26 protein-coding genes are annotated in these 26580 nt (G+C 75.2%); 18 read left to right on the top strand and 8 right to left on the bottom strand.

The window, feature by feature from the left end; translation table 11 throughout:
* Positions 1-106 precede the first annotated feature (106 nt).
* The 7 genes from IPO09_12235 (at position 107) to sufT (ending at position 7217) form a co-directional block, all read left to right on the top strand.
* Positions 107-658, top strand: a complete 552-nt coding sequence (locus IPO09_12235; protein ID MBK9518099.1) for a YaeQ family protein — start codon at positions 107-109, stop codon at positions 656-658.
* Between the two features lie 192 nt (positions 659-850).
* Positions 851-1318 carry an SUF system Fe-S cluster assembly regulator gene (locus IPO09_12230; protein MBK9518098.1) on the top strand — a complete coding sequence of 156 codons (468 nt, stop codon included), beginning with the start codon at positions 851-853 and terminating at the stop codon, positions 1316-1318.
* Position 1319: 1 nt separating this feature from the next.
* A complete protein-coding gene (sufB, locus tag IPO09_12225; GenBank protein ID MBK9518097.1) occupies positions 1320-2759 on the top strand; it encodes a Fe-S cluster assembly protein SufB in 1440 nt (479 codons plus the stop codon).
* Positions 2756-3568, top strand: coding sequence for a Fe-S cluster assembly ATPase SufC (sufC, locus tag IPO09_12220; protein MBK9518096.1), 813 nt, complete (start codon positions 2756-2758; stop codon positions 3566-3568). Before sufB ends, sufC begins: the two co-directional genes overlap by 4 nt.
* Positions 3569-4682: 1114 nt before the next feature.
* Positions 4683-6203, top strand: coding sequence for a SufS family cysteine desulfurase (sufS, locus tag IPO09_12215; GenBank protein ID MBK9518095.1), 1521 nt, complete (start codon positions 4683-4685; stop codon positions 6201-6203).
* A complete protein-coding gene (locus IPO09_12210) occupies positions 6200-6649 on the top strand; it encodes an SUF system NifU family Fe-S cluster assembly protein (GenBank protein MBK9518094.1) in 450 nt (149 codons plus the stop codon). The genes sufS and IPO09_12210 overlap by 4 nt, the downstream gene beginning before the upstream one ends.
* Positions 6650-6659: 10 nt before the next feature.
* Complete coding sequence (sufT, locus tag IPO09_12205) at positions 6660-7217, top strand: putative Fe-S cluster assembly protein SufT (GenBank protein MBK9518093.1); 558 nt, start codon at positions 6660-6662, stop codon at positions 7215-7217.
* Position 7218: 1 nt separating this feature from the next.
* Here sufT and IPO09_12200 read toward each other — a convergent pair whose 3' ends face one another.
* Positions 7219-7530 carry an FHA domain-containing protein gene (locus IPO09_12200; protein MBK9518092.1) on the bottom strand — a complete coding sequence of 104 codons (312 nt, stop codon included), beginning with the start codon at positions 7528-7530 and terminating at the stop codon, positions 7219-7221.
* A 161-nt stretch (positions 7531-7691) separates the two neighbouring features.
* On the opposite strand from IPO09_12200, the gene IPO09_12195 reads away from it, so the two are divergent.
* A complete protein-coding gene (locus IPO09_12195; protein MBK9518091.1) occupies positions 7692-8336 on the top strand; it encodes a TRIC cation channel family protein in 645 nt (214 codons plus the stop codon).
* 50 nt (positions 8337-8386) lie between these two features.
* Complete coding sequence (locus tag IPO09_12190; protein ID MBK9518090.1) at positions 8387-9454, top strand: aldo/keto reductase; 1068 nt, start codon at positions 8387-8389, stop codon at positions 9452-9454.
* A gap of 51 nt (positions 9455-9505) precedes the next feature.
* Here IPO09_12190 and IPO09_12185 read toward each other — a convergent pair whose 3' ends face one another.
* Together IPO09_12185 and IPO09_12180 are read right to left on the bottom strand one after the other, a co-directional pair.
* Positions 9506-10741, bottom strand: coding sequence for a hypothetical protein (locus tag IPO09_12185; protein ID MBK9518089.1), 1236 nt, complete (start codon positions 10739-10741; stop codon positions 9506-9508).
* The gene (locus IPO09_12180) at positions 10738-11862 is read right to left on the bottom strand and encodes a YcaO-like family protein (GenBank protein MBK9518088.1); all 1125 of its coding nucleotides are present in this window, start codon (positions 11860-11862) and stop codon (positions 10738-10740) included. The genes IPO09_12185 and IPO09_12180 overlap by 4 nt, the downstream gene beginning before the upstream one ends.
* A 22-nt stretch (positions 11863-11884) precedes the next feature.
* On the opposite strand from IPO09_12180, the gene IPO09_12175 reads away from it, so the two are divergent.
* Entirely contained in the window at positions 11885-13285 is a 1401-nt protein-coding gene (locus IPO09_12175; protein MBK9518087.1) for a M20/M25/M40 family metallo-hydrolase, read from the top strand.
* A 43-nt stretch (positions 13286-13328) separates the two neighbouring features.
* Entirely contained in the window at positions 13329-13799 is a 471-nt protein-coding gene (locus IPO09_12170; protein MBK9518086.1) for a cupin domain-containing protein, read from the top strand.
* A 26-nt stretch (positions 13800-13825) separates the two neighbouring features.
* Here IPO09_12170 and IPO09_12165 read toward each other — a convergent pair whose 3' ends face one another.
* Positions 13826-14227 (bottom strand): hypothetical protein, encoded by a 402-nt coding sequence (locus IPO09_12165; GenBank protein ID MBK9518085.1) that lies wholly within the window; start codon positions 14225-14227, stop codon positions 13826-13828.
* 1116 nt (positions 14228-15343) lie between these two features.
* On the opposite strand from IPO09_12165, the gene IPO09_12160 reads away from it, so the two are divergent.
* Positions 15344-15979 carry an HNH endonuclease gene (locus tag IPO09_12160; GenBank protein MBK9518084.1) on the top strand — a complete coding sequence of 212 codons (636 nt, stop codon included), beginning with the start codon at positions 15344-15346 and terminating at the stop codon, positions 15977-15979.
* A gap of 202 nt (positions 15980-16181) precedes the next feature.
* A complete protein-coding gene (locus tag IPO09_12155; GenBank protein ID MBK9518083.1) occupies positions 16182-18704 on the top strand; it encodes a glycogen/starch/alpha-glucan phosphorylase in 2523 nt (840 codons plus the stop codon).
* Positions 18705-18767: 63 nt separating this feature from the next.
* Here IPO09_12155 and IPO09_12150 read toward each other — a convergent pair whose 3' ends face one another.
* Entirely contained in the window at positions 18768-19160 is a 393-nt protein-coding gene (locus tag IPO09_12150; protein ID MBK9518082.1) for an MGMT family protein, read from the bottom strand.
* Positions 19161-19231: 71 nt separating this feature from the next.
* On the opposite strand from IPO09_12150, the gene IPO09_12145 reads away from it, so the two are divergent.
* From IPO09_12145 to IPO09_12130, 4 genes are all read left to right on the top strand, one after another.
* Complete coding sequence (locus IPO09_12145) at positions 19232-19852, top strand: hypothetical protein (protein ID MBK9518081.1); 621 nt, start codon at positions 19232-19234, stop codon at positions 19850-19852.
* Between the two features lie 100 nt (positions 19853-19952).
* On the top strand, positions 19953-20534 hold the full coding sequence (locus IPO09_12140; protein MBK9518080.1) for a LemA family protein: 582 nt from the start codon (positions 19953-19955) through the stop codon (positions 20532-20534).
* A 7-nt stretch (positions 20535-20541) separates the two neighbouring features.
* Complete coding sequence (locus tag IPO09_12135) at positions 20542-21315, top strand: TPM domain-containing protein (protein MBK9518079.1); 774 nt, start codon at positions 20542-20544, stop codon at positions 21313-21315.
* An 8-nt stretch (positions 21316-21323) separates the two neighbouring features.
* Entirely contained in the window at positions 21324-21965 is a 642-nt protein-coding gene (locus tag IPO09_12130; GenBank protein ID MBK9518078.1) for a hypothetical protein, read from the top strand.
* A 130-nt stretch (positions 21966-22095) separates the two neighbouring features.
* Here IPO09_12130 and IPO09_12125 read toward each other — a convergent pair whose 3' ends face one another.
* On the bottom strand, positions 22096-23862 hold the full coding sequence (locus IPO09_12125; GenBank protein MBK9518077.1) for an ATP-binding cassette domain-containing protein: 1767 nt from the start codon (positions 23860-23862) through the stop codon (positions 22096-22098).
* 9 nt (positions 23863-23871) lie between these two features.
* Complete coding sequence (locus IPO09_12120; GenBank protein MBK9518076.1) at positions 23872-25035, bottom strand: hypothetical protein; 1164 nt, start codon at positions 25033-25035, stop codon at positions 23872-23874.
* Between the two features lie 126 nt (positions 25036-25161).
* Between IPO09_12120 and IPO09_12115 the strand changes: the two genes are divergently transcribed.
* A complete protein-coding gene (locus IPO09_12115; protein ID MBK9518075.1) occupies positions 25162-26250 on the top strand; it encodes a response regulator in 1089 nt (362 codons plus the stop codon).
* 81 nt (positions 26251-26331) lie between these two features.
* Here IPO09_12115 and IPO09_12110 read toward each other — a convergent pair whose 3' ends face one another.
* Complete coding sequence (locus tag IPO09_12110; protein MBK9518074.1) at positions 26332-26547, bottom strand: hypothetical protein; 216 nt, start codon at positions 26545-26547, stop codon at positions 26332-26334.
* Positions 26548-26580: the final 33 nt, after the last annotated feature.

The following is a 26580-nucleotide window of genomic DNA, read 5'->3' as shown; positions in this document are numbered from 1 at the left end:
CCGGCGCCTCGAGCCGCCGATGCTACGGCGAAGCCCGCGTGGGCCGATAGCCCTCCGCGGTGGGACGGGCTGGCCAAAGAGGCGCACATGGGCGATAGACGGCCACATGGCGCTCCCCTCCACCCTGCACCACTTCGACGTCCACCTGTCGCACGTCGACCGCGGCGTCGATCGCGACCTGGCCATCAAGGCGGCGCGCCACCCCTCGGAGACCGCCGAGCGGCTCTGGCTCCGGCTGCTGGCGTTCTGCTGGCAGTGGGAGGAGACCATCACCTTCGGCCCCGGCATCTGCGATCCCGACGAGCCGGACCTGCTGGCGCTCGGCCCGGACGGCAGCACCCGCACCCTGCTGTGCCGGGTGGGCCGGCCCGAGGTGGCGCGCATCGAGAAGGACTGCGCCCGCGGCGGCGGGGCGCGGGTGGCGGTGCTCTTCGACTCGGTGCGGCGGCTGGAGTCCTTCCTGGCCGAGGCCCGCACCGGCCGGCCGGAGCGGGTGGCCAAGGCCGAGCTGGCCGCGCTGCCCGACGAGCTGGTCCGCGAGCTCGCCAAGCTGGAGGAGCGGCGCCAGAAGGTGGGCCTGACCATCGCCGACGGCCACTTCTACCTGGACGTCGGGCGCCAGACGCTGGACGGAGCCATGGTGATCGGGCGGCCGTGAGCCGGTGGCCCCGCCGCGCGCCCTGGCAGCGGTCGGGCTGCCCGGCGTGGAGCCGAACAGCCCCAAACGGGGCTAGATCGTCCGCTCCAAGGTCGTGAAATCCGAGACGACCGTCTTTAGATCAACCGGCATCTGGACCTTTTCGGTCCACGATGGCTCTCTCCAGCCAACGGCCGAGGGCGGAGGTTCCGGATGATCAGGATGAGCAAGCTCACCGACTACGCCATCGTGCTCCTGGCGCACCTGGCCCGCAGCGAGCGCACCCTCACGGCGCAGGCGCTGGCGGACCGCTCCCGGGTGCCGCTCCCCACCGTCTCCAAGCTCTGCAAGGAGCTGTCGCGCGCCCACCTGGTGTCCTCGCACCGCGGCCGGCACGGCGGCTACGCCCTGGCCCGCAGCGCCGAGACCATCTCGGTGGCCGAGGTGGTGGAGGCGCTGGAGGGGCCCATCGCGCTGACCGAGTGCGGCACGCCGCTGGGTGCGCCGTGCGGCATCGAGCCCTTCTGCCCGGCCAAGGGGAGCTGGGACCCGGTGTCGCGCGCCGTGCACGGCGCCCTGCAGAAGCTGCCGCTCTCCTCCATCGGCCCCTACCGCCTGGCCGTCGCCGCCCGCGACGGCGTCCCCGCCACCGCCCTCCCGGTCGTCCCCGGAGTGACCTGACATGACCACCGCCGAGCAGCTCAAGTCCCTCACCGAGCAGAAGTACCGGTACGGGTTCGTCACCGACATCGAGTCGGACGCCATCCCCAAGGGGCTCTCGGAGGACGTCATCCGGCTCATCTCGAGGAAGAAGGGCGAGCCGGAGTTCATGCTGGCCTGGCGGCTCAAGTCCTACCGCCACTGGCTCACCCTCACCGAGCCGACCTGGGCCAAGGTCGCCTACAAGAAGCCGGACTACCAGGAGATCGTCTACTACTCGGCGCCCAGGCCGAAGAAGCAGCTCGGGTCGATGGAGGAGGTCGACCCGGAGCTGAAGCGGGCCTTCGCCAAGCTCGGCATCCCGCTCGAGGAGCAGCTCCGGCTGGCCGGGGTGGCGGTCGACGCGGTCTTCGACTCGGTCTCGGTGGCCACCACCTACAAGGCCAAGCTGGCCGAGAAGGGCATCGTCTTCTGCTCCTTCTCCGACGCCGTGAAGGAGCACCCGGCGCTCGTCGAGCAGCACCTCGGCACGGTGGTGCCGCCGGCCGACAACTTCTTCTCGGCGCTCAACTCGGCGGTCTTCTCGGACGGCAGCTTCGTGTACGTGCCCAAGGGCGTGCGCTGCCCCATGGAGCTCTCCACCTACTTCCGCATCAACGCCAAGGACACCGGCCAGTTCGAGCGGACCCTGATCGTGGCCGACGAGGGGGCCTACGTCTCCTACCTGGAGGGCTGCACCGCCCCCATGCGCGACGAGAACCAGCTGCACGCCGCGGTGGTCGAGCTGGTGGCCAGGGACGGCGCCGAGATCAAGTACTCCACCGTGCAGAACTGGTACCCGGGCGACGCCGAGGGCAAGGGCGGCATCTACAACTTCGTCACCAAGCGCGGCGCGGCCCACCGCAAGAGCAAGATCAGCTGGACCCAGGTGGAGACCGGCAGCGCCATCACCTGGAAGTACCCCTCGGTGCTGCTGCTGGGCGACGACTCGGTGGGGGAGTTCTACTCGGTGGCCCTCACCAACCACCGCCAGCAGGCCGACACCGGCACCAAGATGATCCACGTGGGCAAGAACACCCGCTCCACCATCGTCTCCAAGGGCATCAGCGCGGGGCGCGGCCAGAACACCTACCGCGGGCTGGTCAAGGTGCAGAAGGGCGCCACCGGCGCCCGCAACTACTCGCAGTGCGACTCGCTCCTGATCGGCGACCAGTGCGGGGCCCACACCTTCCCCTCCATCGAGGTGAAGAACCGCACCGCCACGGTGGAGCACGAGGCCACCACCTCCAAGATCAGCGAGGACCAGCTGTTCTACTGCAGGCAGCGCGGCCTCTCCCAGGAGGACGCGGTGTCGATGATCGTCAACGGATTCGCCAAGCAGGTGCTGAAGGAGCTGCCCATGGAGTTCGCCGTGGAGGCCCAGAAGCTGCTCGGCCTGTCGCTGGAAGGGAGCGTCGGATGAGCGGGGCGGTGCTGCTGGAGATCAAGGGCCTGACGGCCAGCGTGGGCGACCGGCCCATCCTGAAGGGGCTGGACCTGACGGTGCGGGCCGGCGAGGTGCACGCCATCATGGGGCCGAACGGCTCCGGGAAGTCGACGCTGGCCAGCGTGCTGGCCGGCCGCGACGCCTACCAGGTGACCGGCGGCGCCGCCACCTACGCCGGGGAGGACCTGCTGGCGCTGGCCCCCGAGGCGCGGGCCGCCAAGGGCGTCTTCCTGGGGTTCCAGTACCCGGTGGAGATCCCGGGGGTGGGCAACCTCTACTTCCTCCGGACCGCCCTCAACGCCATCCGGCGGGCCCGCGGCGAGGAGGAGCTGGACGCCATGGACTTCCTCACCATGGCCAAGGAGAAGATGAAGCTGGTCGAGCTCGACCCGGCCTTCGGCTCGCGCTCGGTCAACGAGGGCTTCTCGGGCGGCGAGAAGAAGCGCAACGAGGTCTTCCAGATGGCGGTGCTCGAGCCGCGCCTGGCCATCCTCGACGAGATCGACTCGGGGCTCGACATCGACGCGCTGCGCGTGGTGGCCAGGGGCGTCAACGCGCTGCGCCGGCCGGATCGCGCCATCGTGCTGGTGACGCACTACCAGCGCCTCCTGGAGCTCATCACCCCGGACGTGGTGCACGTCATGGCGGCCGGTCGCATCGTCAAGAGCGGCGGGCGCGAGCTGGCCCTGGAGCTGGAGAAGACGGGCTACGCCTGGGTGGGCGACAAGCCGCCGCTGGCGCTCTCGCCCGCCGCGCCGCGCCCCGAGTCGCGGGGCCGGCCGTGACCGTCGCCGCCACCGTCACCCCGGCCTCCGAGAGCCTGGCCGCCGCCTTCACCCCCACCGCCGGCGAGCCCGCCTGGCTGGTCGAGGCGCGGCTGCGCGGCCTCTCCGCCTTCCGCTCCGCCGGCCTGCCCACCACCCGCCTGGAGGCCTGGCGCTACACCAGCCTGGCGCCGCTCTCGGCGCTGACCCTGGCCCGCCACCGCCCCGACGCGGCCGGGCCGGACCTGCCGGCCCTGCTGGCCCGGGCCGGCAAGCTGGAGGGGCCGCGCCTGGTCTTCGTGAACGGCCGCTACCGGCCGGACCTGACCCGCCGCGCCGGGCTGCCGGCCGGCGCCACGCTGCTCTCGCTGGGCGAGGCCCTGCGCGAGGCCCCCGGCCACGTCCAGCCGCACCTGGGCCGCCTGGCCCGGCCCGAGGGGGCCGCCCTGGTGGCCGCCAGCGCCGCGCTCTTCGAGGACGGCGCCTTCCTGCACCTGCCGGCCGGCGCCGCGGTGGCCCCGCCCATCCGGATCATCCACGTGGGCGGCGCGCCCGGCGGCGCGGTGGCGGCCTTCCCGCGCACCCTGGTGCTGGCCGGCCAGGGGTCCCTGTGCACCGTGGTGGAGCACTACCTGGGCCCGGACGAGGAGACCTACCTGACCGCCCCGGTGGCCGAGATCGTGCTGGAGGAGGGCGCCCGGGTGGACCACTACCGCTTCCAGGAGGACGGCCTGCTGGCCTACCACCTGGCCTCGCTGCACGTGGAGCAGGCGGCCGGCAGCCGCTTCCTCTCCCACTCGCTCTCGCTGGGCGGGCTGGTGGCCCGGGCCGAGGTGCACGCCCGCATGGCCGGCGAGGGGGCCGAGTGCCACCTCTCCGGCCTGTCGCTGTGCGGCGGCCGGCAGCTCTCCGACCACCTGTCGGTGGTGGAGCACGCCGCGCCCCGCTGCACCACCACCGAGACCTTCAAGGGCATCCTCGACGGCCACGCCCGCGGGGTCTTCACCGGGCTGGTGCGGGTGCTGCCGGGGGCCCAGAAGACCCAGGCCCGCCAGATGAACTCCAACCTGCTGCTCTCCGACGACGCCACCGTCGACACCCGGCCGCAGCTGGAGATCCTGGCCGACGACGTGAAGTGCGGCCACGGCGGCACGGTGGGCCGGCTCGACGAGACCTCCATGTTCTACCTGCGCTCGCGCGGCCTGGACGAGGCGGCGGCCCGCTCGCTGCTGATCTACGCCTTCGCGGCCGAGCTGGTGGAGATGGTGCGCCCCGAGCCCCTGCGGGCCCGCGCCCGCGAGCTGGTGGCCGGCCGGCTGCCCGGCGGCCTCAGGCTCCTGGAGGCGGCGTGAGCGGCCTCCCCACCAGCGCCCGGCCGCCCGCGGCCCCGCCCCTGGCCGCCGCCCCGCCGCCCGGGCCCGCCGCAGGCGCCGCGCCCCCGCCCCTCGACGTGGCGCGGCTGCGCGCCGACTTCCCGGCGCTGCACCAGGAGGTGCACGGCCGGCTGCTGGTCTACCTGGACAACGCCGCCACCACCCAGAAGCCGCGCGCCGTCATCGACGCGGTGGCCCGCTACTACGAGCGGGACAACGCCAACGTGCACCGCGGCGTGCACGCCCTCTCCGAGCGGGCCACCAAGGCCTTCGAGGGGGCGCGCCGGACGGTGGCCAGGTTCCTCTCGGCCGATCCGCGCGAGGTGATCTTCGTGCGCGGCGCCACCGAGGCGGTCAACCTGGTGGCCCAGACCTTCGGGCGGCAGCGCGTCGGCCCGGGCGACGAGGTGGTGGTCACCACGCTCGAGCACCACTCCAACATCGTGCCCTGGCAGCTGCTCTGCGCCGAGAAGGGGGCCCGGGTGGTGCCGGCCCCCATCGACGACGCCGGCGATCTCGACCTGGCCGCGCTGGAGGGGCTGCTGGGGCCGCGGGTCCGGCTGCTGGCGGTGACCCAGGTCTCCAACGCGCTGGGCACGGTGACCCCGCTGGCCGAGGTCATCGCCCTGGCGCGCGCCCGCGGCATCCCGGTGCTGGTGGACGGGGCCCAGGGGATGCCGCACCTGGGCGCCGACGTGGGCGCCATGGGCGCCGACTTCTACGTCTGGAGCGGCCACAAGGTGTACGGCCCCACCGGCATCGGCGTCCTGTGGGGGCGCCGCGAGCACCTGCTCGCCATGCCGCCCTGGCAGGGCGGCGGCGACATGATCCGCTCGGTGACCTTCGAGAAGACCACCTTCAACGAGCTGCCGTACAAGTTCGAGGCCGGCACGCCGCACATCGCCGGCGCCATCGGCCTGGCGGCGGCGCTCGACTACCTCTCGGCGGTGGGGCTGCCGGCGGTGGCGGCCCACGAGGCCTCGCTGCTGGCCCAGGCCGAGGAGGCGCTGCGCGCCCTGCCGGACGTCCGGCTGGTGGGCACGCCGCGCCGCCGGGCCGGCGCGCTCAGCTTCCTCATGGGCGACGTCCACCCGCACGACCTGGCCACCATCGTGGACCGGCAGGGGGTGGCCATCCGCGCCGGCCACCACTGCGCCCAGCCGCTCATGAAGCGGCTCGGCGTGCCGGCCACCAGCCGGGCCTCCTTCGCCCTCTACAACACCAGCGCCGACGTGGAGGCGCTGGTGCGGGCGCTGCACGCCGCCAGGAAGATCTTCTCGTGAGCGAGCTCACCGACCTCTACCAGGAGGTGATCCTGGACCACGGCAAGCGGCCCCGGAACTTCGGGCCGCTGCCGGACGCCACCCACCACGCCGAGGGGCTGAACCCGCTGTGCGGCGACCACCTCGACGTCCAGGCGCGGGTGGCGGACGGCGCCATCCGCGAGGTCCACTTCACCGGCACCGGCTGCGCCATCAGCCGGGCCTCGGCCTCGGTCATGACCGGCCTGGTGAAGGGGAAGCGCCCCGAGGAGGTGGAGGCCATGTTCCAGGTCTTCCACGCCCTGGTCACCGAGGGGCCGGGCGCCGCGCCCGACCTGGAGGCCCTGGGCAAGCTGGCCGTCTTCGGCGGGGTGCACGAGTTCCCCACCCGGGTGAAGTGCGCCAGCCTGGCCTGGCACACCCTGCGCGCCGCCCTCAAGGGCGACGCCGCCACCTCCACCGAGTAGGAGCCCCGCCATGGCCCGCGAGCCCGTCATCCTGCTGCGCAGCGTGGAGGCCACCCTCATCCCGCAGGGCGAGGTGGCGCTGGTGCCCGAGGGGGCCTGGCTGGTGCTGCAGCAGTCGCTGGGCGGCAGCTTCACGCTCATGAACGACCGCGGCCAGCTGCTGCGCGTGGCCGGCGAGGACGCCGACGCGCTCGGCGACAAGTACGTGGCCGAGGCCAGGGCGGCCGCCGAGGCCCGCGCCACCTCGCTGGAGGGACCCTTCGACGAGGCCAAGGTGCTCAAGGCGCTGGAGGACGTCTACGACCCGGAGATCCCCTCCAACGTGGTGGAGCTGGGGCTGATCTACTCGGTGGCCAGCGAGCCGGTGGAGGGCGGCCACCGCGTGCTGGTCCACATGACGCTCACCGCGCCGGGCTGCGGGGTGGGGCCGGTGCTGGTGGACGACGTGCGCCGCAAGTGCCTCTCGGTGCCGGGCGTGAAGCAGGCCGACGTGGAGCTGGTCTTCGACCCGCCCTGGGACCCCTCGCGCATGAGCGAGGCGGCCAGGCTGCAGCTCGGCATGCTCTGAGCTACGGCTCGACCAGGTACTTCATCACCGTGGAGGCGATGCGCAGCACGTCTCCCGGCTGGAGCCGCTGCTCGGTGACCGGCTTCGAGTTGACGAAGGTCCCGTTGGTCGAGCCGAGGTCCTGCAGCAGGTGGGCCTCGCCCACCAGCACGATGCGGGCGTGCTGGCGCGAGGCCTGCTCGGTGGCGATGACGATGGTGCTGGTGGCCTCGCGCCCCAGCGAGACCTCGTCGGCGCCCAGCGCGTAGACCCGGCCCTGGGCCCCGGCGTCGGCGGAGTGGATGACCTGCAGGCGGGCGCTGAGCACGTTCATGCGTCGGCTGGACCTCCGGGCATCCCGTTAACACGGGGCGCGAGGGCTCGCCAGCAACCGGCCGGCGCGGCCGGGCCCGGCGACGGCGGTGGCGGCGCGCACTGGGCGACCGCGCCTCGCCCCGGGTGGTTCGCGGAAGGGGCGCGTGGTATCCCGCCGACGTGCAGGATCTCCCCTTCCAGCTGCCGCTGGCCGTCGACCTCGCGGCCGTCGGGCTCTTCGCCGCCACCGGCGCCATGGCGGCCCGGCAGAAGCGCTACGACCTGGTGGGCGCGGTGGTGCTGGCGCTGGTGGTCGGGCTGGGCGGCGCGCTGCTGCGGGACGGCCTCTTCCTGCAGGCGGGGCCCCCGGCCGCCCTGCGCGACGGCCGCTACCTGGCGGTGGTGCTGGTGGGGGCCGCGGTGGGCGTCTTCTTCGCCCGCTACCTCGACCGGCTGCGCCTCGGCATCCTGCTGGCCGACGCCGTCGGCCTGGGGCTCTACGCGGTCTACGGCGCCCAGAAGGCGCTGCTGCTCGACCTGCCGCCGCTCTCGGCGGTGCTGGTGGGCACGGTCAACGCGGTGGGGGGCGGGCTGCTGCGCGACGTGCTGGTGCGCGACGAGCCGCTCCTCTTCAAGCCCGGCCAGTTCTACGCCGTGGCGGCGGTGGCCGGCTGCTCGGTCTTCGTGCTGGTGGACGGCCTGGCCGGCCAGACCACCCGGCTGGCCGCCACCGCCGGCGTGCTCACCGCGCTGGCGCTCCGGGTCGGCTCCATCCGGCTGGGCTGGCGCACCGGCGCGCTCTCCGAGGAGCCGCCGGGGCCTTGAGCCAGCCGCCGCAGGCGTGCCACGATTCCGGCCCGCCACCGAGGTGCCCCATGGCCACCAAGAAGCCCGCGCCCCCCGGCGCCCTGCGCCGCCGCGATCTCCTCAAGCTCGGCGCCGCCGCGGCGCTCGGCGCGGTGGGGAGCCGGGCCCTGGCCCGCGACGAGGCGGAGGCCCGGCCGCCGCGCCCGGCCGCCGGCCCCTGGAACCCGGCCACCGCCGGCTCGATGCCCACCCGCAACCTGGGCCGGACCGGGCACCGGGTCGGCCTCTTCAGCCTGGGGTGCCAGGCGGCGCTGGAGCAGCCGGACAACGAGGCGGTGGCGCTGCCCATCCTGGAGCGGGCCCTCGACCTCGGCGTGAACTACCTCGACACCTCGGCCCGCTACGGCGGCGAGGCCCGCTGGAGCGAGCGCTACGTCGGGCAGGTGCTGAAGCGGCGGCGCGGCCAGGTCTTCGTGGCCACCAAGACCCACGACCGGACCCGCGACGGGTCGCTGCGGCTCCTCGACCAGTCGCTCGAGCTCCTCCAGACCAGCCACGTCGACCTGTGGCAGCTGCACGCCATGGGCACCATGGCCGACGTGGAGGCGGTGTGCGCCAAGGGCGGCGCCCTGGAGGCCTTCGAGCGGGCCCGGGCGCAGGGGCTGACCCGCTTCCTCGGCCTCTCCGGCCACACCGACCCGGACGTGCTGGCCGAGGCCATCCGGCGCTTCCCCTTCGACTGCGTCCTCATGGCGTTCAACGCCGCCGATCCGCACCACCTGCCCTTCCAGAAGGACCTGCTCCCGCTGGCGGTGGAGCGGGAGCTGGGGATCATCGGCATGAAGATCCCGGCCCGCGGCCGGCTGCTGGCCGGCTGGCAGCCGCCCCCGCCCGAGCAGCAGCGCGCCTCGGTCAAGGCCACCCGCGGCGGCACGCTCACCATGAAGGAGGCCATGCGCTACGTGCTGTCGCAGCCGGTCTCCACCGTCATCGTGGGTGTCGACTCCGTCGCCCAGCTCGAGGAGGACGTGGCCATCGCCCGCGCCTTCACGCCCCTCACCGGCCCGCAGCTGGCCGCGCTGGAGCGCAAGGCCGAGCCGGTGGCGCGCCAGGCGCTCTGGTTCCGGCGGCAGTAGCCGGCGACGGCGGTCCGGCGGTCCGGCGGCCCGGCCTTCCGGCGGATCCGCTCAGCCGCGCCGTCCCGGGCCGGCGCGCGGCCGGCGCCTGGCCGCGGCGGGCGGGCTTCCCCCCAGCGCCTCGACCCAGGCGCCGGTGAGCCGGGCCCCCAGCGCCAGCCCCTCCAGGCGGCCTGGGCCGTCGGGCAGCACGGTGCCTGCGGCCTCGAGCAGCGCGGCCTCCAGCGCCAGGTCCTCCACCAGCCGGCCGGCGGCGCCCTCGTCGAGGCCGCAGGCCGCCAGGAAGCCGGCCCGCTCCGCCGGGGCCACGCCCAGCGGCGAGAGCCAGCGCCGCTCCGCCTCGGCCCGGGCGGCGGCATCCACCGCCACGCCGAGCGAGCGGGCCAGCGCGGCCAGCAGCCCGCGCCGCAGCCCCTGCGCCGCCAGCCGGTCGGCGTCGGGCCGGCGCGACAGGGCCCGGAGCACCCGGCCGGACGGCACGCCGCGCCCATCCGGGCGCACCGAGCGGGCCGTGGCGAGGCGCAGGCGCCGCGCGTGGGAGGGCAGGGGCGGCAGCGCGACCGGGGGCGGGGCCGGGGCCCCGGCGCGCCGGGCGGCCGCGAAGGCGGCGGCGGCGGCCACCGTGGCGCGCGCGTCCTCGGCCTTCTGCGAGGGGGCGCGCGGCAGCCAGGCCGCCAGCCGCCGGCGCGCCGCCGCGGGCAGGCGCGTCGCCGCCAGGACCGCCGGCCAGGTGCGCCCCTGGTAGAAGAGGGCCGCCGCCGCCGCCACCAGCCGCCGGCCCTCGCGGCCGGTGCACAGGCCGCCGGCCACCGCGGCCAGCGCGGCGGCGCGCACGTCCACCAGCGGCACCGAGAGCGGCCGCCACCGCTGCTCCCGCCCGGCGTGCAGCAGCGCCACGTCGGCGTCGTCGGCCAGCACCCCGTCGCGGTACCAGCCGAAGATGCGCCCCACCCCCACCACGCCGTAGGGGGCCAGCTCGGCCGCCCGCAGGGCGCCCATGGAGGCGCCGCCGAACACCTGGACCCCGGCCGCCTGGGCCGCCAGGAGCTCGTGGTGCCACACCGACGGCGCCGCCTCGAAGACCCCGTCCACCAGGGCGATGGCCAGCGGCCGCTCCGGCAGCACGGCGAAGAGGTCGCCGGCCCGGGCCGGCGGCAGCACCCGGCAGGGCGCCAGGCGGCGCGCCTCGGCGGCCGGCAGCGAGGGGCCCAGGAAGACCACCAGGTCGGCGGCGCGGGGGCGGGCGGCCGGGCGGACCGGCCGGGGGGAGGGCGGCGGGCGGCTCATCCGAGGAGCTCCGAGCGCAGGAGGCCGGGCACCAGCACCTTCACCACGCACAGGCCGGCGGGGGCGGCCAGGTCCGAGGCCGCCACCCGCGCCAGGCCGGCGCGGCGCAGCCGCTCCAGCACCAGGCGCAGGGCGGCGCGCGGGTCGGGGGCCGAGAGGTCGGGCAGCGCCGCGGCGCGGCGGGCCGGGCGGGCGCGGGCCAGCCGGGCGGCCAGCGGCAGGGCGGCGGCGCGGTCGTCGTGCAGCACGTCCTCGCGGGCGCCGTGGATCTCGGTGAGCCGCGACTGGGCCGCCTCGAGCAGCGCCGCCAGCAGCGCCTCGTCGCGCCCCAGCCGGCAGGCGTAGCCGGCCGCCACCGGCACCGGACCGCCCTCCCGATCCACCAGCACCGCGGCGGCGCAGGGCAGGCCGAGGGCGGCGGTGGCGTCGAGCAGGTGGACCTGGAAGCCGCGCGCCGCGAGCCGGGCCACCCAGGCGGCGGTGCGCGGCGCCGACCGGGGCAGCGACCCCGGCGCGAGGAGCCGGGTGCGCACCGCGGCCGGCGTGAAGCCCCGCGGCAGCGCGCGCGCCAGCTGGTCCCGCTCGCAGACCTCCAGCAGCGCGTGGAGCAGGGCGGCCTCGCGGCGCGGATGGGCCCCCATGCCGTTGGAGGTCCAGGGCACCACCGCCGGCCCGAGCGGCTCGGCTCCCTCGGGCGGGCAATGCACGGCGTGGGCCGGCACCAGGCAGGGGTGGCCGGTGGCCAGGTCGTCGGCGGCGCGCCAGGCCAGCCGGATGTGGTCCCAGCCCGGGGTGGCCAGGGCGGGGGCCAGGTCGGCCGGACCCACCACCCCGCGGGCGCCGAACCGCTGCCGCAGCTCGGCGGCGGTGCCGTGCACCAGGGCCAGGGGCTGCTCGGCGGCGCACAGCTCGGCGGTCTCGGCCAGCGCCCCGGCCACGGCCTGGGGCCAGGTCTCGCCCTTGCCGGCGCAGGTCTGCAGGACGTGGCCGCCGGGCCGGATGGCCGCCGCCACCTCCACCCCGGCCCGGTCGAGCCCGGTGAGGCGCGCCACCCGGGTCACGCCCAGCGCCTGCTGGAGCGCGGCGCGGCGACCCTCCCGAAGGGGACCTGATCGGGCCATCGGCTCCCTTATATCCCGGACCATGCCCGAACAGCCCGTCGACCTCGCCCTGGCCCACTACGAGAAGAACGCCGCCATCTACCTCGACGAGCTGAAGCGGCTCGTCCGCATTCCCTCGGTCTCCTTCCAGGGCTTCCCGGCCACCGAGGTGGTCCGCAGCGCCACCGCGGTGGCGGAGCTGCTCAAGCGGCGGGGCTTCGAGAAGGTGGAGGTCCTGGAGGTGGAGGGGGCCCACCCCTACGTCTACGGCGAGCGCATCGTGGACCCGGCGGCGCCCACCGTCCTGCTCTACGCCCACCACGACGTGCAGCCGGCCGGCGAGCTGGAGGCCTGGAAGAGCCCGCCCTTCGAGCCCAGCGAGCGCGACGGGCGGCTCTACGGCCGCGGCGCGGCCGACGACAAGGCCGGCATCCTCACCCACGTGGCGGCGGTGGACGCCTGGGTGCGCGGCGCCAAGCAGCTGCCGCTCAACGTGAAGATCGTCATCGAGGGCGAGGAGGAGACCGGCTCCGAGCACCTCACCGCCTTCCTGCAGAAGTTCCGGGCCCGGCTCGACGCCGACGCCATGATCCTCACCGACACCGGCAACGTGGACACCGGCGTCCCCTCCATCACCGTGGCGCTGCGCGGCCTGGTGACGGTGGACGTGGAGGTGCGGGCCCTGGGGCAGTCGGTCCACTCCGGCATGTGGGGCGGCCCGGTGCCGGATCCGGCCATGGCGCTGTGCCGCATGCTGGCCACGCTGGTGGAGCCGGACGGGCGCATCGCCATCCCCGGCCTCTACGACCGGGTGCGGCCGCTCAGCAGGGCGCAGGCGGACGCCATCGCCGCCCTGCCCATCACCGAGGACGACTTCCGGCGGCAGGCCAAGGTGCGCCCCGGGGTGCAGCTGCTCGGCGGGCGCCACCCGCTGGAGCAGAACTGGTGGCAGCCGTCGCTGGCGATCAACGCCTTCCAGGCCTCCTCCCGCAAGGACGCCCGCAACATCATCAACGACGTGGCCTGGGCCCGGGTGGGCATCCGGCTGGTGCCCGACCAGGACCCGGACGACGTGCGCGAGCGGCTGGTGGCGGCGCTGCGGGCGGCGGTGCCCTGGGGGCTGGAGCTCAAGGTGCACGTCGAGACCTGCGGCCCGCCCTGGCTCACCGACCTGGACCACCCGGCCTTCGCCGCCTCCTTCCGGGCGCTGGAGAAGGGGTTCGGGCGGCCCGGCCTGGCCATCGGCTGCGGCGGCTCGATCGGCTTCGTCGAGCCGTTCGCCAAGGCGCTCGGCGGCGCACCGGCCATCCTCATCGGGGTGGAGGACCCCTACTCCAACGCCCATTCCGAGAACGAGAGCCTGCACCTGGGCGACTTCCAGCGCGGCATCCGCAGCGCCATCCACCTCTACGCCGAGCTGGCGGCGGCGCTGAAGAAGGGGTGAGGCCCGAGCCCGGCGCGCGCCGCGCGCCACCGAGGTGTGTCGCATGCCCGTCATCGATCGCGAGCAGCTCCCCGTGCTCACCGGCAGCAAGTACCCGGCCCCCTTCGACGCCCCGTGCCGGGCCCGCACCTTCCGCCGGCTCGGCGAGGCCGGCGGCCTGACCCGGCTCGGCGTGTCCGAGTGCACCCTGCCGCCGGGCGCCTGGTCGAGCCAGCGCCACTGGCACGCCGAGGAGGACGAGTTCCTCTGGATGCTCGAGGGCGAGCTGGTCCTGGTGACCGACGAGGGCGAGCAGGTGGTTCGGGCCGGCGACTGCGCCGCCTTCCCGGCCGGGAGCAGGAACGGCCACTGCCTGCAGAACCGCTCGTCCGCCCCGGCCCGGTTCCTGGCCGTGAGCAACCGCGACGACCGCGACCGGGGCGAGTACCCGGATCTCGACCTGGCCTTCACGGCTGGCCGGTACACTGGGGGGAGCAGGTACGTCCACAAGGATGGGACGCCGTACCCTCCCTGACCGCGGCCAGGCCTGCGGCGAGGCTGCTACGCCCGAGCCCGCGCTCGCCAGGCCAGCCAGACCAGCGCGAGGCCGAGCAGCGCCACCAGCGGCTGGAGCCGGCTGACGTAGCCGATGAGCAGCACCTGGAAGGCGATCCAGCCCAGCGTGACGGCGCCGGCCACCAGCGCCCCATCGGCCGCGCGACGGGAGCCCGACGCCACCAGGCCCGCGGCGGCGAGGGTGCTGCCGCCGACCACCGTCGCCAGCACCAGCCCTGGGAGGCGGAAGTCGTCGAAGGGCGTGCCGCCCAGCACGGCGAGCGGCATTCCGACCAGCGAGCCGTCCGGGCTGAGCACGAAGGCGACGCCGGCCGGGATGGCGCCGAGCGCCAGGAAGAGGGCGATGGCGACGAGCGGCCAGCGAAGCGAGTGCGGGAGGGGGTGCATGCGGGGCCGGTGGGTGGAGGAGCAGGCCGGGAGCGTAGCCCGAACCGGCTGGCCGCGCGCTGACCCCGACCGCGACCTCGACGCGAAGTCGACGGAGACCTCGACCAAGCCGGAATTCGCTGTCCCAGTTGGGTTCCGGCGGTCTGAATCGCCGGAAACGCTTGACGCGATTTCGACCATCGAGCACTTGCGCTGACATGCTCGTGCAGGAGGAGGCCCCTCGCAGCGCTGGGGCTCGCCTGGCGCGCGCGCGCCCGCGCTGGCGGGGTCGCGGAGGGGTGCCGTCGCCGGTGCAGCCAGCGCGCGAATGCGTGCGTTCCAGGAGGGCTCCGGAACGCATGAGACCATCGGTGCATGAACGCACCGGTCCACTGGTCCGCCCGCCAAGTCGCAGGCCCCTTTCTCGCCCCCGTTCACGCACGGGGCAGCGCCTTCCCTCCGCTCGCCCGCGAGCCGGAGAGCCCCTGGGGGGCCAAGGGTTTCGGCGACCTCGTCCCACCCGCTACCCTCGCCGAAGCCCGGACCCACCGGGACGACCTGGTCCACCTCCTCGGTCGGGAGCGCGAGGCGGCCGCCGACTTCCTCCTCGCCCTGGCCGACTTCGATCGGCGCCGCGGCTGGGAGCGGCTCGGCCACGCCAGCCTGTTCGCGTTCCTGACTCGGGAGCTCGGGCTGTCCAACGGGGCGGCGTACCTGCGGAGCTCTGCCGCGAGGCTCCTGCCCCGCTCCGCTGCCGTCGAGGTGGCGCTCCGCGACGGGCGGCTGTGCCTGTCGGCGGTTGGCGAGCTGGCGAGGGTGCTGACCGCCGAGAACGAGGCGATGGTGCTCCCGCGGTACCTCGGCTGCTCGGCCCGGGAGGCCAGGGAGATCACCGCCGCACTCCGTCCGCAGCCTGACCCTCCGCGACGAGAAGTCGTGACGATGGTGGCACCCCGGCGCGAGCCACCGTCGATGGCGGCGGCCGAGTTCGCCCTCGCGCCTCCGACGGTGGAGGTGGTCGCCGTCGGAGCGGGCGACCTGCCACCAGCCAAGGCGCCAGCCAGCTCCGCGCCACTTCGTGCGCACGAAGCTGGAACAATCCTGTCCACCAGGGCTGCGCGCGCTGACATCGAGCCGGTGACCTCGGAGCTGCGGCGCCTCCACCTCACCGTCTCGGCCAGCTTCCTCGACAAGCTCGCCGCCGTCCGGACCGGCCTCTCGCACTCCATGCCCCGCGCCTCCATGGAGCAGGCGCTCGAGGCGGCGCTCGACCTGCTCCTGGAGAAGCAGTCGAGGCGAAAGACTCTCGTGAAGCGGCCCCGAACGGCGGTCGCCACTCCGACCCCGGCCCCGACCCCGACCCCGACCCCGACCTCGACCCCGACCCCGACCCCGACCCCGACCCCGACCCCGACCCCGACCCCGACCCCGACCCCGACCCCGACCCCGACCCCGACCTCGACCTCGACCCCGACCCCGACCCCGACCTCGACCCCGACCCCGACCACCGAGCGCCCCGGCCTCCCCGCCGCCATCGAGCGCGAGGTCCGGCTCCGCGACGGGGACCGCTGCCAGTGGCCGCTCGACACGGGCGGCGTGTGCGGCTCCAGCTGGCAGGTCGAGCTCGACCACCTCGTTCCGCAGGCCATCGGAGGCCCGACCGAGGTGCTCAACCTTCGCTGTGCCTGCAGGATCCACAACCGGCGGGCCGCGGTGCTCGCGCTCGGGGAGGGGCTGGTGGCCAGCGCGCGGGCCCGGCGGCGCCGCCGATGACGTGAGGCGGCTGGCGGGCTGGCGGGAGGGGGCGGCGCACCCACCCCCTCGCCCGGCGTCGTCCTCCGTGCCCGACCGCCAGGTGCAAAAACCGCCAACCCGCCCCCCGCCCCTTGGCCGCAGCGTCCGCGCCGAACCCGGGGTAGACTCCCGCCTTTCCGGCGCCGGCGGCGGGCCGGACCCACGGTGAAGGAGTCAGCGCATGGCAGCGACGAAGAAGGGGACGGGCGGGCGCACCGAGGAGGCCAAGGCGCTGGAGCGCTCGCGCGACCTGCCGAACGCCCGCACCGCGTCCGACGCCGACGCCCTCAAGCGATCCTTCGCCGACCACCTGCAGTACTCCCAGGGCAAGGACGAGCACACCGCCACCAGGCTGGACCGCTACTTCGCCGCCGCCCACACGGTGCGCGACCGCATGATGCGGCGCTGGATCCAGACCCAGCAGACCTACTACAAGCGCGACGCCAAGCGCGTCTACTACCTGTCCCTGGAGTTCCTCATGGGGCGGTTGATGGAGAACAACCTCATCAACCTGGGGCTGCACGCCAACATGAAGGCGGCCCTCTCCGACCTGGGGCTCAACCTGACCGACCTGCTGGCGCAGGAGCCGGACGCCGGCCTGGGCAACGGCGGCCTGGGCCGCCTGGCCGCCTGCTTCCTCGACTCCATGGCCACCCTGGCGCTGCCGGCCTACGGCTACGGCATCCGCTACGAGTTCGGCATCTTCGACCAGGAGATCCGCAACGGCTACCAGGTGGAGCGGCCCGAGGAGTGGCTGCGCTTCGGCTGCGCCTGGGAGATCCCGCGCCCCGAGGCCCAGGTGCCCATCCGGCTCTACGGCCGGACCGAGGCCTTCATCGACGAGCAGGGGCGCCGGCGGGTGCGCTGGGTGGACGGCCGCAAGGTCATGGGCATGCCCTACGACGTGCCGGTGGCGGGCTACGGCCCGGGCAACGTCAACACCCTGCGGCTGTGGCGGGCCCGCGCCTCGCAGGAGCTGGACCTGGCCGACTTCAACGCCGGCGACTACCTGCGCGCGGTGGAGGAGAAGGACCTCTCGGAGAACATCTCCAAGGTGCTCTACCCCAACGACCTCACCGTCATGGGCAAGGAGCTGCGCCTGCAGCAGCAGTACTTCTTCGTCTCCTGCTCCATCCACGACATCGTGGCCCGCCACCTCAAGGTCAACGAGGGCTTCCGCAACTTCCCGGACAAGGTGGCCATCCAGCTCAACGACACCCACCCGGCCATCGCCATCGCCGAGCTGATGCGGGTGCTGGTGGACGAGCACGTCCTGCCCTGGGACGAGGCCTGGGAGCTGTGCCGGGCCACCTTCGGCTACACCAACCACACCCTGCTGCCCGAGGCGCTGGAGCGCTGGAGCGTCGACCTCTTCGGCCGGGTGCTGCCGCGGCACCTCGAGCTGATCTACGAGATCAACGGCCGCTTCCTGGCCGAGTGCCGCGCCTCCGGGCGGGCCGACGAGGCCGCCATCGCCCGCATGTCGCTCATCGAGGAGGGCCACGGCAAGCAGGTGCGCATGGCCAACCTGGCGGTGGTGGGCTCCCACTCCGTCAACGGGGTGGCCGCGCTGCACACCGACCTGCTCAAGGCGCACCTGTTCCACGACTTCGACCGGCTCTGGCCGGAGAAGTTCAACAACAAGACCAACGGCGTCACCCCGCGCCGCTGGCTGCTGGCCTCCAACCCCGAGCTGGCCCGCACCCTCACCGAGGTCATCGGCCCGGGCTGGATCACCGACGGCGACGAGCTCAGGAAGCTCGAGCCGCTGGCCGCCGACGCCGGGTTCCGCCGGACCTTCCGGGAGATCAAGCGGGAGAACAAGGCCCGGCTGGCCGAGATCGTCAGGGTGGAGAACGGCCTGACGCTCGACCTGGACTCCATCTTCGACGTCCAGGTGAAGCGCATCCACGAGTACAAGCGGCAGCTCCTGGCCATCCTGCGGGTGGCGCACGAGTACCTGCGCATGAAGGCCGATCCGACCTACCGGCCGCCGCCGCGCAGCTACCTGTTCGGCGGCAAGTCGGCCCCCGGCTACGCCATGGCCAAGCAGATCATCAAGCTCATCAACTCGGTGGGCGACGTGGTCAACGGCGACCCGGCGGTGCAGGGGCGGCTGGCGGTGGCCTTCCTGCGCAACTTCCGCGTCAGCCTGGGGGAGCGCATCTACCCCGCCGCCGATCTCTCGGAGCAGATCTCCACCGCCGGCAAGGAGGCCTCCGGCACCGGCAACATGAAGTTCACGCTCAACGGCGCGCTCACCATCGGCACGCTGGACGGCGCCAACGTGGAGATCCGCGAGGAGGTGGGGGCGGAGAACTTCTTCCTCTTCGGGCTGACGGTGGACGAGGTGCAGGCGCTGCGCCAGCGCGGCTACCGCCCGTGGGACTGGTACCACCGCGACCCGCGCATCAAGGCGGTGCTCGACGCCCTGGCCGGCGAGACCTTCTCGCCCGGCGAGCCCGGCCTGTTCCGGCCCATCGTCCACGCGCTGCTCGACGGCGGCGACCCCTACCTCTGCCTGGCCGACTTCGCCGCCTACTGCACCTGCCAGGACCGCGTGTCGCAGGCCTGGCTCGACCAGGACGAGTGGACCCGCATGGCCGTCCTCAACACGGCCCGCTCGGGCAAGTTCTCCTCCGACCGGACCATCCACCAGTACGCCGAGGAGATCTGGCACGTGAAGCCCACGCCGGTGGGGTAGGGCAGGGTCGGCCCGGGATCCGCCGGGCCGGCGCCGCCGCCGCCGCGGTCGGCGGTGGCCCCCTCAGCGGCGGCGGGGCCGCCAGCCGAACCGGGCGAGGTCCACCCGGCCGCGGGCGTCGAAGGTCACGCCCTCGCGCTCCAGCAGCGCCTGCTGGACGCCGGCGCCGATCGGGTCCTTGAGCGAGACCCCGGCCCGGTCGCGGCCGCGCGCCCCCAGCACCCGCTGCCAGGGCACGTCGTTCACGGTGGTGCGCAGCGCCCCCAGCGCATACCCGGTCAGGCGCGCCCCGCGCGGCCGCCCGGCCAGGGCCGCCACCTGCCCGTAGGTGGCCACCCGCCCGCGCGGGATGCGCCGCACCACCCGGTAGAAGGGCTCGAACTTCACCACCACGCCGCCGGCGCCCCGCCCGCCCGCCGCGCCCGGCCCTGCGTCACCCCGTCCGAGGCGTCCCATGGCGCCGCCCTCCCGTGTCAGGACCCGAGTGGTCTACCACGCAGGCGCGGGTTCCCGGCTACGCTCCCCGTGTGGCTCCCCTCGCCAGTCCCTGCGCCGCCGGCGCCCACCGTCCGGCTCACCCGAGCCCGGGCTCGCGCCCCGGGCTGCTGGCCGCGGCCCTGGCCGCCGCGCTGGCCGCGCCGCTGGCCGGCTGCACCCCCGAGCCGTGCCCCCGCCCGCTGGTGGAGTGCGACGGCATCTGCATCGACGTGGCCTCCGACGTGGACCACTGCGGCCGCTGCGGCCGCGCCTGCGGCGGCGGGCTGGGCTGCGTGGCGGGCCAGTGCGTCCCCGACCCCGGCGCCAGCTGCACCAGCCGGAGCGGGGGCGCCTTCGTCACGCTCGAGGTCTGCACCCAGGCGGTCAAGCTCTGGACCAGCAGCGGCGCCTTCGCCGACCAGGCCGACGCCATGCGCACCGGCGCGGCCCCGGCGCGGATCCCGGTCTTCGATCTCAGGGCCGGCGCCGACTGCGACGACCAGTGGAGCTTCCACCCCGACCCGGCCACCCCGGCCTTCGCCGACGTCACCGTGGAGCTGTGCGACGCCTGCCCGAGCTCGGTCCAGGCCGACCTGCCCTACTGGCTCGGCACGGTGCGGCAGTGGTGCCCGTGGACCGCGCGGGTGGTGGCGGTGGACCGGCGACCCTGAGCCGGGTCCTTCGCAGGCCCGGCGGAGTGCTCATATAGTGAAGGTGATGATTCATAACTTTCTCATTGTCGCAGTATGGCTTCCGGGGGAGAACCACACCATGACCACCACCCGCCTCGCCGTCCCACTCGCCGCCGCCGTGCTGCTGGCCGGCTGCGGCGTCCAGTCCATCCCCCAGGCCGAGAACGCCGTCAGCGGCGCCTGGGCCGAGGTGGAGAACCAGTACCAGCGCCGCTCCGACCTGGTCCCGAACCTGGTGGCCACGGTGAAGGGCTACGCCGCCCACGAGCGCGAGACGCTGGAGGCGGTGGTGGAGGCCCGCGCCAAGGCCACCTCGGTGACCCTGACCGTCAACGACCTCACCCCGGAGCGGCTCAAGCAGTTCGAGGAGGCCCAGGGCCAGCTCAAGAGCGCGCTCGGCCGGCTGCTGGCGGTGTCCGAGGCCTACCCGCAGCTCAAGGCCGACGGCGCCTTCCGCGACCTGCAGGCCCAGCTGGAGGGGACCGAGAACCGCATCGCCATCGCGCGCCGCCGCTTCATCGAGACGGTGCAGGCCTTCAACGACCTGGTCACCGTGCCGCCCACCAGCTGGACCAACTCGATGTTCTACAAGAAGCAGCCCAAGGCCCAGTTCCAGGCCACCGCGCCGGACGCCGCCAAGCCCCCCGCCGTGAAGTTCTGACGGGCCGATGAGCGCCCTCGCCCTGGCGGCGCTGCTGGCCCTGTCGGCCGCGGCGCCCGTCCCCAGCCTGACCGGCCCGGTGGTGGACGAGGCCGGGCTGCTCTCGCGCACCGAGCGGAGCCGGCTCGAGGCGCTGTCGCGCGCCGGGCTGGAGGGCCAGGGCGGCCAGCGGGTCCAGCTCCAGTTCCTGCTCGTCCCCTCGCTGGACGGGGATCCCATCGAGGACTTCTCCATCCGGGTGGCCGAGGCCTGGAAGCTCGGCAGCGCCGCCGGCGACGACGGCGTGCTGGTGGTGGTGGCGCGCGACGACCGGAAGATGCGGATCGAGGTGGGCGGCGGCCTGGAGGGGCTGCTGACCGACGCGCAGGCCTCCCGGCTGGTGCGGGAGGTGATGGCGCCGGCCTTCCGCCAGGGGCGTTACGGCGACGGGCTCTACGACGCCGGCCTGGGCATCCTCTCCGCCACCGGGGCGCTGGCGCCCGAGGAGGCGCGCCGGCAGGCCTCGCGGCCGAGCCAGGGCGGGCGCCGCTCCGGCCTGGGCTTCGTGGGGCTCTTCATCCTCTTCCTGATCCTGCGGGCCGTGTTCTTCGGGTTCAGCGGGCGGCGGCGCCGCGGCCTGCACGACGGCGGCGGCTCGTTCGTGACCGGCGCGGTGCTGGGTGGCCTGCTGGGCGGCCTGGGCCGGGACCGGGGCGGCGGCTGGGGTGGCGGCGGCGGTGGTGGTGGCTGGGGCGGCGGCGGCGGGGGCTTCTCCGGCGGCGGCAGCTCGGGCTCCTGGTAGGAGGCGGCATGGACGTCACCCAGCTCTTCGACGAGGCGGCGCGCGGGCGCGTCAACCAGGCGGTGCGGCAGGCCGAGGCCGGCTCGCGCGGCCAGATCGTGCCGGTGGTGGTCGAGAAGAGCGACGCCTACCCGGAGGCGCGCTTCCGCGGCGCGCTGCTGGGCGCCGGGCTGGCCACCTTCGTGGTGCTGCTGCTCGACCTGCCGCTCACCCTGGCCGAGCTGCCGCTGCTGCAGGCGGCGGCGGGCGGCCTGGGGGCCCTGCTGGCCATGTGGGACCCGCTGGAGCGGCTGCTGGTGGGCCGCCGCGCCATGGACCAGGCGGCCCGGGCCCGCGCGCTGCGCGCCTTCCACGAGCACGGCCTGCACCGCACCGCCGAGGGGACCGGCGTGCTGGTGTTCGCCTCGCTCTTCGAGCACGAGGCGGTGGTGCTCGGCGACCACGGCATCCACGCCCGCATGGGCGAGGCCGGCTGGGACGAGGCGGTGCGGGCGCTGGCGGGGGGCCTGCGCCGCGGCGCGCCCGGCCAGGGCTTCGAGGAGGCCATCTCGCGCTGTGGCGCCCGGCTGGCGGAGCACTTCCCGCGCGACGCCGCGGCGGCCGCGCCGCAGAACGAGCTGGCCGACGCCATCCGGGTGAGCCGGAGCTGAGCCACCGCCAGGTGGGCCGAAGCCGGTCGGCCCGCGCCCCGGCTCCGGCGGGGGCGGCTGGGCCGCGCCGGGGTGGCCGACGGGCGGTGCCGGCGGCGCGATGGGCGTCCGGCGGGGGCGCCCCGGGCGCTCAGGTCTCGACCAGCCGGCCGCCCTCCAGCCTGGCCCGACGGCGCACCACCGCAGGCACCTCGTCCTCGTGGTGGGTCACCAGCACCAGGCCGACGCCGGCGCGCACGGCCCGCTCCACGGCGGCGCCGAGGATGGCGCGGGCCCGGGGGTCCAGCCCCGCGAACGGCTCGTCGAGGAGGAGGACGTCGGGCGCCGGGGCCAGCGCCCGCGCCAGCAGCAGGAGCCGCAGCTCGCCGTAGGAGCAGGTGAGGATGCGCCGCCTGGCCAGCCGGGCCAGGCCCAGCCCGGCGAGCGCGGCGGCGGCCTGCCGGCGCTGGCCCGCGCTGGGTGCGCCGGCCAGGCCGATGGTGCCCTCGAAGCCGGAGAGGACCAGGTCGGCGCCGCTGGCGTCGAAGCGGTGGCGCGCCTGCAGCTCCGGTGAGACCTGCCCGAGCCGGATCCGGAGCTGGGCGGCGTCGGCGCGCGGGCCGAGGTCGAGCCGGTGGATGGTGCCGCGGGCTGGCTGCTCCTCGCCGGCCAGCAGCCGCAGCAGGGTGGACTTGCCCGCGCCGTTGGGGCCCGTGACCGCCCAGGCCTCGCCGCGCCGCACCCGCCAGCTGACCCGGTCGAGCACCGCCCGGCCATCGACGAGGACGGTGACGCCCGAGAGGCGGAAGAGGTCGGGCCAGCACCTCCCCCTCACCCCGGCCCTCTCCCCGGAGGGGAGAGGGGGCGAACCCGGCGGACGCCGGATCCCGTCACCTCGGCCCTCTCCCCGGAGGGGAGAGGGAGCAGACCTGGAGTGCCCCTCTCCAGGCGGAAGTGCGAGCAGGGCTGGGCGCCGCGCGGTGCTCACACTCTCCCCCGGCAAGGCTGGGAGCCCCGGGTTGTTCTCCCGCTCCCCCAACTCGCTGGGGGAGCGGGTCGGGGTGAGGGGGCGCCTGCGGGCCCGGTCCACGGTCTGCTCACCCTCTCCCCCAGCCCGCTGGGGGAGAGGGCCGGGGTGAGGGGGCGCCTCGGAGCTCCGGCGCGCCCGGTCTCTCCCGAACGCCTCCCGCCACCGCGCCACCACCTCGGCGCGCCCGCCCGCGGCCGCCACCCGCCCGGCCACCAGCCAGAGGGCGCGGTCCACCCCCTCGAACAGCTCCTCGGCGCGGTGCACCGCGGTCACCACCGTGGTGCCCCCGGCCGCCACGGCGGCCAGCCGCGCCAGGAGCCGGGACCGCGCCGCGGCGTCCAGCCCGTCGCACACCTCGTCGAGGAGCAGCACGTCGGGCGCCGGGGCCAGGGCGCGCGCCACCAGCGCCGCGCGCGCCTCGCCGCGCGACAGGGACAGGATGGATCGCCCCAGGAGCGGCTCGACCCCCATGGCGCGGGCCGCCGCCAGCACGCGCGCCGCGCGGGCCGGGGTCGGCCCATCCGCCGGGTAGAGGGCGCCGTCCAGCCCGGAGCGGATCACCGCCTCCACCGGCAGGTCGAGCTCCTTGCGGGCGTAGGCGTCCTGGTCCTCCGGGCCGCAGGTGGCCATCCGCTCGCTGGCGCCGATGGGGCTCTGCTGCGGGTCGTCCGGCACGTGGAAGGTGCGCCGGCCCGGCCGGAGCGGGTCGAGCCACTGGTCGCCGCGCAGCAGCCGGAGCAGCGTGGACTTGCCGGACCCGTTGGCCCCCAGCACGCCGAGCCGGTCGCCGGCCCGCAGCGCCAGGCTCACCCGGCGCAGCACCGGCGCCCCGCCCAGCGTCACGCTGGCCCGCTCGAGGGTGACGATGGGCTGGCCGGGGAGGAGCACCGCGGGGGCCTAGCGGGGCTGGTCGGGCGGCCGGCTCGGCGGCCCGCGCGCCTCGCCCAGCGCCCGGTCGAAGAGCACCTCCAGGCGCGACAGGTCGTCGTGGCCGGTCATGGGGCCGGCCTGGCCGGCGGGAGTGATGGAGGTGGCGCGAAGCTCCAGGCGGGCCCGCAGCCGGGCCAGCCGCCGGAAGACCAGCAGGTGGGCCACCACCATCACCCCGGTCGCGGCCAGCAGCGACATCGCCAGCAGCACCGCCAGGGCGTAGCCGCGCCCCTCGCGCATGGCCCGGTGGTGGCCGGTGAAGTCGTGCACCACGAAGAGCGCCCCGACGCGGCGGCCGGCGGCGTCCTGCACCGGGAAGACCCCGCGGATGAAGGCGCGCTCGCGGTGCTCCACCTCGCCCAGGAACAGCCCGTCGGCCTCCAGCGCCTCGACGTCGCCGCGCCACTCCAGGATGCCGTCGTCGCCGCTGGTGGCGTTGACCACCAGCGCCTCGGCGCTGGAGTCCCACCGGCCGACCCGGGGGCCCACCATCGCCGCCCAGGCCACCGGGTCGAGGTACTTCCTGAGCACCATCAGGGCGTACTCGTCGCCGGTGCGCCCCTTCATGGCGGTGAGGAAGTGGTCCACCTCCTCGGCCAGCTCCATGTAGCCGACCAGGCGGCCGTCCACGTACCAGGGGTGGACCACCCGCAGGGCGAAGGCGGTCTTGCCCAGCTCCAGGCCAGCCCCCTGCTCGCCGGTCTCGATGGCGCGCCGGATGGTGGCGCGCGGCGGCGCGTCGCCGTGCAGCCCGGGCCGGTGGACCCGGAGGAAGACCCGCGGGGCCGCCTCGGCCGTGTAGAAGTACCAGTGGGTGATGCGGCTGCGCTCCCGCATGGTCTCGAGGAGCGGCGCGGTCAGCCGCAGCAGGGCCGGGCGGTCGGCGGCCAGGAAGGCGGCCCGCAGCTCGGCCGAGGCCTGCAGGGCGTCGAGGGTGGCCGAGAGCTTCTCCACCTCGGCCCGCTGCTGCAGGGCGAAGGCCTCGGCGGCGGCGCCGAGCACGTGCCCCCCCACCTCCTCCACCTTCCGCTCGAAGTGGTGGCCCACCAGCTGGGCCCCGGCCACGCCGGCGGCCAGCGAGAGGGTGGCCACCGCCAGCACCAGTTTGGACTCCACCGAGACGCTGCGCATCGGTCCCAAGGTAACACCGGGGGGGCGCGCCGGCGAGGCGGGCCCCCGACGCTCCGCCCCGAGGGCTTGCGTCCAGTCACCGCGCGTGGAAGAGATCGGGGCCATGTCGGGTGGACGAGGTCGGGCGTGAGCGAGGGCAAGGCGCGGCGCGTCCTGGTGGTGGACGACAGCGCCGCGGTGCGCGCCTCCCTGGAGTCGCTCCTGGAGCCCTTCGGCTTCGAGGTGGAGCAGGCCGAGGACGGCGCCACCGGGCTGCGCCGCTGCGGCGCCACCCGCTACGACCTGGTGCTGCTGGACCTGCACATGCCGGTGCTGGACGGGCCGACCATGCTCCGCTTCCTGCGCCAGTGGGGCAACCAGACCCCAGTGATCCTGGTCACCGGGGCCTCCGACACCAAGCTGCTGGCGGCGGTCATCAAGCTGGGCCGGGTCGACTACGTGTGCAAGCCGCTCGATCCCCGCCAGGTCCACGCGGCCCTGGCGCGGGCCCTGGGCCTGCCGCCCGACCAGCTGGTGGCCGAGACGCCCTGGGCGCTGGTGGTGGACGCCGCTCCCGGCCCGGCCGAGATCCTGCGGGCCAACCTGCCGCCCCACGTGATGGTGGACGCGGTGGCCACCCCGGAGGCGGCCGAGGCGCTGGCGCGCCAGCGCGCCTACCGGCTGGTGCTGGTGGACGGCGTCAGCTGGGGCCTCGTCGGCGCCAACGCCCTGGCCAGGCGGCTCCTCGCCCTGCAGCCCGAGGCGGCCTTCTTCCTGCTCGACGACCCGGAGCGGACCAGCGACGCCCGGCGGCGCATCCGCACCGGCGACTTCGACGGCGCCGTGGCGCGGCCGCCCGACGGGCTGGTGGTGAAGGAGTTCCTCTACCCCAACTGCCTGCGCAACCTCGTCATCTCGGGCGGCGACACGGCCGTGCTGGCCGCCTTCCGCGGCCACGAGGAGGACGCCTCGGTCTACTTCGAGGTGGCCACCCGCCGGCTGCGGGCCGCCATCCGCACCAGGCTGCAGGAGGCGACCGGCCTGGAGGTGGACCTGTCCCGCGCGCCGCCGCTGGCGGACCAGATCTCCCGCCTGGTGGCCGCCGCCCTGCTCGAGACCGCGGAGCTCCAGGTCGAGCCCACCTTCGTGGTGTCGACGGAGATGAAGGCGGCGCTCAGCCTGGGCGGGACGCCCTGGGTGGCCCCCCTGCTGACGCCCGCCGACCTGAAGCGCTGAAGCGCGGCCCCCGCCCTGGCGGGGACCGCGCTCCTGGTGTGGCGCGGATCACCACGGGGCCGGCGGCCCCGCCGACCCGCTTCAGGCGATGACGTGGATGCTGCTGCCCTCGCGCGGCGCGGCGTTGACCGGGTGGACCGGCGGCACGTTGGAGGCGGGCGGCGTGGCCAGCTCCACCTGGCTGCCTCCCGAGGAGATGCCCTCGATGAGCCTGAGGGTGGCGGCGTCCTGGTACTTCTGCGTGCGCTGGACGAGGGAGGCCTGGGCGACCTCGATCTGGGCTGCAGCCTGGTTCATGGCGACTCCTGGCGACGACGCCGGACGCGGCGT

Source organism: Anaeromyxobacter sp. (genome assembly GCA_016718565.1).
In the GTDB taxonomy this organism is placed as follows: domain Bacteria; phylum Myxococcota; class Myxococcia; order Myxococcales; family Anaeromyxobacteraceae; genus JADKCZ01.
Note: the sequence above shows the minus strand (reverse complement) of the source record. Positions and strands in the feature narration are given on the sequence as shown.

What these genes read in the sequence shown, in the direction of transcription:
- IPO09_12235 (MBK9518099.1), top strand. Translation starts at nt 107, where the DNA reads ATGGCGCTCCCCTCCACCCTGCACCACTTCGACGTCCACCTGTCGCAC.
- IPO09_12170 (MBK9518086.1), top strand. Translation starts at nt 13,329, where the DNA reads ATGCCCGTCATCGATCGCGAGCAGCTCCCCGTGCTCACCGGCAGCAAG.
- IPO09_12185 (MBK9518089.1), bottom strand. Translation starts at nt 10,741, where the DNA reads ATGAGCCGCCCGCCGCCCTCCCCCCGGCCGGTCCGCCCGGCCGCCCGC.
- IPO09_12155 (MBK9518083.1), top strand. Translation starts at nt 16,182, where the DNA reads ATGGCAGCGACGAAGAAGGGGACGGGCGGGCGCACCGAGGAGGCCAAG.
- IPO09_12150 (MBK9518082.1), bottom strand. Translation starts at nt 19,160, where the DNA reads ATGGGACGCCTCGGACGGGGTGACGCAGGGCCGGGCGCGGCGGGCGGG.
- IPO09_12175 (MBK9518087.1), top strand. Translation starts at nt 11,885, where the DNA reads ATGCCCGAACAGCCCGTCGACCTCGCCCTGGCCCACTACGAGAAGAAC.
- sufC (MBK9518096.1), top strand. Translation starts at nt 2,756, where the DNA reads ATGAGCGGGGCGGTGCTGCTGGAGATCAAGGGCCTGACGGCCAGCGTG.
- IPO09_12230 (MBK9518098.1), top strand. Translation starts at nt 851, where the DNA reads ATGATCAGGATGAGCAAGCTCACCGACTACGCCATCGTGCTCCTGGCG.
- IPO09_12120 (MBK9518076.1), bottom strand. Translation starts at nt 25,035, where the DNA reads ATGCGCAGCGTCTCGGTGGAGTCCAAACTGGTGCTGGCGGTGGCCACC.
- IPO09_12110 (MBK9518074.1), bottom strand. Translation starts at nt 26,547, where the DNA reads ATGAACCAGGCTGCAGCCCAGATCGAGGTCGCCCAGGCCTCCCTCGTC.
- IPO09_12135 (MBK9518079.1), top strand. Translation starts at nt 20,542, where the DNA reads ATGAGCGCCCTCGCCCTGGCGGCGCTGCTGGCCCTGTCGGCCGCGGCG.
- IPO09_12165 (MBK9518085.1), bottom strand. Translation starts at nt 14,227, where the DNA reads ATGCACCCCCTCCCGCACTCGCTTCGCTGGCCGCTCGTCGCCATCGCC.
- IPO09_12140 (MBK9518080.1), top strand. Translation starts at nt 19,953, where the DNA reads ATGACCACCACCCGCCTCGCCGTCCCACTCGCCGCCGCCGTGCTGCTG.
- IPO09_12200 (MBK9518092.1), bottom strand. Translation starts at nt 7,530, where the DNA reads ATGAACGTGCTCAGCGCCCGCCTGCAGGTCATCCACTCCGCCGACGCC.
- sufB (MBK9518097.1), top strand. Translation starts at nt 1,320, where the DNA reads ATGACCACCGCCGAGCAGCTCAAGTCCCTCACCGAGCAGAAGTACCGG.
- IPO09_12130 (MBK9518078.1), top strand. Translation starts at nt 21,324, where the DNA reads ATGGACGTCACCCAGCTCTTCGACGAGGCGGCGCGCGGGCGCGTCAAC.
- sufT (MBK9518093.1), top strand. Translation starts at nt 6,660, where the DNA reads ATGGCCCGCGAGCCCGTCATCCTGCTGCGCAGCGTGGAGGCCACCCTC.
- IPO09_12180 (MBK9518088.1), bottom strand. Translation starts at nt 11,862, where the DNA reads ATGGCCCGATCAGGTCCCCTTCGGGAGGGTCGCCGCGCCGCGCTCCAG.
- IPO09_12190 (MBK9518090.1), top strand. Translation starts at nt 8,387, where the DNA reads ATGGCCACCAAGAAGCCCGCGCCCCCCGGCGCCCTGCGCCGCCGCGAT.